The organism is Nonomuraea mangrovi, assembly GCF_042681425.1.
GTDB lineage: Bacteria > Actinomycetota > Actinomycetes > Streptosporangiales > Streptosporangiaceae > Nonomuraea > Nonomuraea mangrovi.
Window position 1 is genome coordinate 1 of record NZ_JBHUFV010000044.1, and the last position, 5,184, is coordinate 5,184.

At 68.1% G+C, this 5,184-nt stretch carries 6 protein-coding genes; 3 read left to right on the forward strand and 3 right to left on the reverse strand.

Annotation, left to right across the window (positions count from 1 at the left end):
* Window positions 1-205 precede the first annotated feature (205 nt).
* Complete coding sequence (locus ACFSKW_RS29370; protein WP_379575708.1) at window positions 206-364, reverse strand: hypothetical protein; 159 nt, start codon at window positions 362-364, stop codon at window positions 206-208.
* Between the two features lie 195 nt (window positions 365-559).
* Between ACFSKW_RS29370 and ACFSKW_RS29375 the strand changes: the two genes are divergently transcribed.
* From ACFSKW_RS29375 to ACFSKW_RS29385, 3 genes are all read left to right on the forward strand, one after another.
* Complete coding sequence (locus ACFSKW_RS29375) at window positions 560-1,084, forward strand: hypothetical protein (protein ID WP_379575709.1); 525 nt, start codon at window positions 560-562, stop codon at window positions 1,082-1,084.
* A gap of 422 nt (window positions 1,085-1,506) precedes the next feature.
* On the forward strand, window positions 1,507-1,656 hold the full coding sequence (locus ACFSKW_RS29380; protein WP_379575710.1) for a hypothetical protein: 150 nt from the start codon (window positions 1,507-1,509) through the stop codon (window positions 1,654-1,656).
* 232 nt (window positions 1,657-1,888) lie between these two features.
* Window positions 1,889-3,217 (forward strand): serine/threonine-protein kinase, encoded by a 1,329-nt coding sequence (locus ACFSKW_RS29385; RefSeq protein WP_379575711.1) that lies wholly within the window; start codon window positions 1,889-1,891, stop codon window positions 3,215-3,217.
* 884 nt (window positions 3,218-4,101) lie between these two features.
* Here the strand turns inward: ACFSKW_RS29385 and ACFSKW_RS29390 are convergent.
* Together ACFSKW_RS29390 and ACFSKW_RS29395 are read right to left on the reverse strand one after the other, a co-directional pair.
* Complete coding sequence (locus ACFSKW_RS29390) at window positions 4,102-4,350, reverse strand: plasmid pRiA4b ORF-3 family protein (protein WP_379575712.1); 249 nt, start codon at window positions 4,348-4,350, stop codon at window positions 4,102-4,104.
* A gap of 389 nt (window positions 4,351-4,739) precedes the next feature.
* On the reverse strand, window positions 4,740-5,039 hold the full coding sequence (locus ACFSKW_RS29395) for a hypothetical protein (protein WP_086726831.1): 300 nt from the start codon (window positions 5,037-5,039) through the stop codon (window positions 4,740-4,742).
* Between the last annotated feature and the right edge of the window lie 145 nt (window positions 5,040-5,184).

Consider the following 5,184-nt stretch of genomic DNA (forward strand, 5'->3'; position numbering starts at 1 on the left):
GGCCGGGACCGGCCGAAGAGCCGCACGCCCGGCCGTCGATCCGTCCCGGCCCGTCGACCACGCCGCGGCGCGGCCGACTCTTGATCCCCTATGAGAACGATTCGGCAATCGGCTGGGCTCGTGGTTGCGTCGTTCGCCAGCATCGGGCGGCCGCCGCGACGAAACCGGTCTGGTGGTTCTCGAGTTCTTTCGGCAACCGCGGCGGCTACTCGCCCTCGTCGCCCTGGTGGCGGTCGCTCCTGTCGCCAGCGGATTGTGCGCGCCGGTCGAAGTCGTCCTTGGCGGTCTTGCTGTCGGAGTTCCTGGCGGCTGCGGACTGGATACGCGCAGCTGCCTGCTTGCTCATCCGCGTGTGCTTGCCCATGCCCTCGGCCGTACCCGGCGAAGGCCCTGCGCTTGACGCCGGAGCTCTTCGATGAAGCCGTTCGCGGGGGCGCGAACTGTCCGCCATGTCCCTATGTCCAAAAGATCACCCATGACTGATCTTGTCGGTCTGGTCGGTCGGACGGATGGTGGTGATCGTTGAGGCGTGGCTTGACGACGGCGAGGGAGACAGGCCATGGCGTTCTCTGGCATGCGAGGCGTCCTGCTGGTGGCGGCACTCCTGGGCACCGTGCTAGCCGGCTGCGGCGGCGGCCAAGCTGGCAAGCCCACACCGAGGGAGCAACACGAGACGCGGCTGAGCAAAGCGGCAGGCGTGACGACGCTCCGGATCGTATGCGTGAGGGACCTGTGGGAGCGGACGTCGAGGGTGGGGTTCCTGTCCGGGGATCCTGAGATCAAGGCGAAGGTGACGCCAGCACCAGGGGGACTGGTGACAGTTGAGCTGACCGGCCCCCAGCTCGTGGACTACCTCCGCATTCTCTGGAAGCGCGGTCCTTTGTACTCAGATCCGGACCCGCTCTCGATCCGCGTCTACAACGGGATCGCCCCTGTGATCGATCAGATCCAAGCAGGAGGGGTCCCCGCCGGCACGGTGCCCGAGGTGCGGATCGACGATCCCGTTGGAGGCGCAAACGGGTCATCGACGCCGACCAGTGCGGTCAGCCCCAGCCCGAGCCCGAGTCACACGAAGTCGAAGTAACGAGCCCACGGGTCGCGACGGACGCGCGACCGGTCGCGGCTCCGCGGCCTCATCCGCGACCCGCGATTGTGGTGGTGATCTGGTTCATGGAGGACTGGTTGCGGGTCGCGGCGTCGCCCTGGCCGTGCTCATGGGCAGCTGCACCGCGAGGGCCCGACCGTCGTCGGCCGCGACCGCAACCCGGGTCTCGAGTACGGCGGCCGCCGTCGGCGGTCGCCCTTGAAGACGTAGAGATAATTTGCATTCGATCATGACGTCCGGGTCGCTCGACTACAGCAGCCCCGTCTCTCGGTGGGGTCCCCGTAGCAAACGGCGGAAATCCAACGGATTTACGCCTGACCTGCGGGTTCTCGGGTTCCACGATCCTTGTTGATCATCTCCGCTACGGTTCGTCATGAACTAGGTGATCTGTGGCGCATGGAGTGATTGATGTCGACGAGTTTTTGTCGGATGAGCAGCTGGAGCGTCTTCGGTCGTTCCTCGGCCACGCCTCGGCCGAGACCACCGCCCGCTACGTCCGGTCCGGGGCCGCGGAGAACGCGGCCGTCGTCGAGTGCGTCTTCGACCAGTGAGCGGCACCCGATAGTTACCCGGCAGTCAGTTCACCTGGTGACGTGGTCCTTACCGTCAGACGGCGCGACCAGGCGTTGGGTTTTCCGCGAAAGCTGCATCCAGCGCCAATTGCATCTGATGCGAGTACCCGACGTCGCCATTGCCGGGGCCGTGGCCGGCTCCGGCAAGCAACGGATTCTCCTGGAAATCATCGACTCCCGCACTCCCCTCCACCCTCACGGAAGCGGTGCCATGACCACCCCCTTGCGCGACGGCGACCCCGCACAGATCGGCCCCTACCGCATCCATGCCCGGCTGGGCGGCGGCGGGATGGGACAGGTGTTCCTGGGCCGCTCCCCAGGCGGCCGCACCGTCGCGGTCAAGATCGTGCGCTCCGATCTAGCCGGTGACGCAGGCTTCCGGCGCCGCTTCGCCGATGAGGTGAAGGCCGCCCGTAAGGTGGGCGGCTTCTACACCGCCCCGGTCGTGGACGCCGATCCCGATGGGAACCCGCCATGGCTGGCCACCGCCTACATCCCCGGCCCCACCCTGCACCAGGCCGTCGCCGACCACGGACCCCTGCCGATGGAGTCGGTGGCCGTGCTCGGCGCCGGCCTGGCCGAGGGGTTGGACGCCATACACGCCCAGAACGTGGTGCACCGCGACCTCAAGCCCGCCAACGTCATCCTCACCGCGGACGGCCCCCGCCTTATCGACTTCGGCATCGCCCGCGCCCTCGACGCCACCTCCCACACCCGCACCTCCACCGTGCTGGGCACCGCCGCGTTCATGTCCCCTGAGCAGGCCACGGTCCAGACCGTCGGCTCGGCCTCGGACGTGTTCTCCCTCGGCTGCGTGCTCGCGTTCGCCGCGACCGGCCACAGCCCGTTCGGTGAGGGCCCCGTGCACGCGGTCGTCTACCGGGTCGTGCACGAGGAGCCGAACCTGTCGGACCTGCCCGCCCCCCTGGCCGCCCTTGTGGCCGCCTGCCTGGCCAAGGACCCCGCCGCGCGACCCACACCGCGGGCGCTGCTGGACGAGCTGGCCGCCCTCGCCCCGCACGACCCGCAACGTGCTGACGAGGCCTGGCTGCCGGACGCCGTCACCGAGGTCGTCACCCTGCACGCGACGCGCGTCCAGACACCGGGCACCCCACCGCCTACCCCTCATGCGAAATCCACCGGGAACACACCCGCGAAGAAGGCACGGGGGCGGATAGTCGGGTGGAAGGGTGCGGCGGCCGGGCTCGCCCTTCTGGCCCTCGCCCCCACTGCCGTCGTGCTGCACGACGGCGGCACATATCGCTTCTCCGACTGGGTGAATCGCGCGCTGACCGACCCCGGCGTGCGCGATCTCGAGGTGCGGGACTGTGCCGCCGACGTCGACGGCTCGTTGGTCGAGGTCCCCTGCGACTCCGCTGACGCCGAATACCGCGTCATCCTCGGACATTACTGGGGGGACGTGCCACGCCCCAGCGATCCGAGCGAGAGCTGCGAGAACAGCGAATACGTGAAGGATTGGGACCGTGTGGTAGAGACCCCGACTGAGAACCTCTGCTTGGTGCGCATCCCTGGCAACTGAAGGCGGGCCACCGATCCAACACGGCAGGGTCGCGGCGGAGCCGAGCCGGGTGGCCCCGTCCTTGCGTTGTGCAGCACCGACGCCGCCATGGACGCCCTGTTGGAGGCCGAGTTCGCCTGCCTCCACGTGCGCTGACCTCGGACGGGTGGACGGGCGATAACTCCGCAGGTCAAACGCGTCCTCATAAGCCCGAAACCCACATCGTTTCCGGGACGGCTGTCAGCGGGTACAAACGAGGCGGGCGAAGCATCGAGCGCCACAGCGCTCACCACGGCGTCCGCTGGGGTCGATGCCGTGGCGGACGCCGTCTCCTTCGCCTGCTGCCGGGTCTTGACGGGCCGCTCGTTTGCCCCCCGCTCTTGGCCTCCCGCTTGGCCTGCCGCCAGGTCGGCGTTGACCTAGGCCCGGCAGCACGGGCACCGCGGGTAACCCGTGAGCATCTTGCCGCGTGTCGTGACAGGGGTGCCGGGCGGCCAGGGGCAATGCTGGATGGCGCGTCACCCCTTGCGTTCCGGGTGGCCTTTCTCCGGTGGAGGTCTCGGTGTTTGGAGGGGCCCGAGGCCTCCGCCAGGGGGCGAACCTGGCTGGGGCTTCGCTGCGGCCAGATTCCGGCCACGGCGACGCGCTGGTGAAGATGGCTATATGCCACGTGCGTCTTGCCACCGCGTGTCGTGACCTTGGTACAGGCGGCTGGGGAGCGATGCTGGAGCGTGAGACGCAGTGCACCAGCGCTCGGGTGGAAGGTCTCCAAACTCCGGAAGGGGGCCTTCCACCCGCCCCACCCGTCTAGGCATGCGCCCTCTGGCTGGTTCCGGCGGGTCGTGCTCGTGTGACGCAAGCGCTAAACGGCACATCACCGCAGGTCAGATCCAACTTCGTTGGATTCACGGCCGTTGCTCAGCAGACCCCAGTAGCGGGCCGGGCGGCCGGTGCGCGCCTGTCCGATCGCCGCGGAACACGTGCAGGTGGTGCTGCTGCCAGCCGAACACGACCTGGATCGCCTCGTGCAGCTCGGCGAGGTTCGCGGTCGACGGCACGTGGACGCGCCGCCAGACGGGCGGGCGGACCCCGCGCAAGGTGACCTTCAACTGGTGAACGGTGCCCACGGTGACGGTGTTCACGACGGCGCTCACGGGCGGCTCTTCCCTCGGTGTGTCCGGCAACGGTGGCGGCCACCGTAGTGGTGCGGGCCTGCGCCGCAGTGCCTGTGCGGGCCGGTTGGCCGGGCGTACGGTGGCGCCATGGCGACCTCTCGCCGGTGCCGGCAGTGCTGGCGGCCGTTGCACGTCACGGCCAGAGCCGATGCGCGCTACTTTGGCCCGGCATGCCGGGCCAAAGCCCACCGGCGCCGCCTGTACGCGCGCAAAGAGTTCACCGCCGACATGATCGCCGTCAGCATGACGCACTTGCAGGACACGGTTGGATGACGGGGAACTCCTGTGTGAGTACGGCGCTGTCTTCGGCAACACGCTCCGAGGCTGACCGAGCTCGTTGCCCGCGCGCACCACGAAGCGTCTACTGGTCAGACGGGATCGGTGAACGAGATCGGCTTGCCGGTGGCGTGGGCATATGCGATCTCCCTGCTCGTGGACTCGCCGATATACCCGCCGGGGTTGACGACCAGAACCCGGTCAGCCAGGTCGATCTTGCGCAGGTGGAGGGCGTCCAGCGCGGTCTTCTGCTCGTTGGTGATCAACTCGTCTGCTTCGCCTGGCGCGACGACGATGACACCGGCGAAGGTCAGATCACGGTTCGCCGCACGCATCTCGTCCACGAACCGGGTAGAGCCGCAGATGCAGACAATCTCGGGTCGGTCGGGCACGGCTCAGTCCTTCGGTCGAACGGGAAACCGTCAGTGTGCACGTTGACATCACAGACAGGCACACGAGCCAACAGTTTACGCAGGAGCAATCGTCAAGACCTGTGGATCAAGGATTTCTAGGCGGCGATGGGTGGGGTGTCCTCCT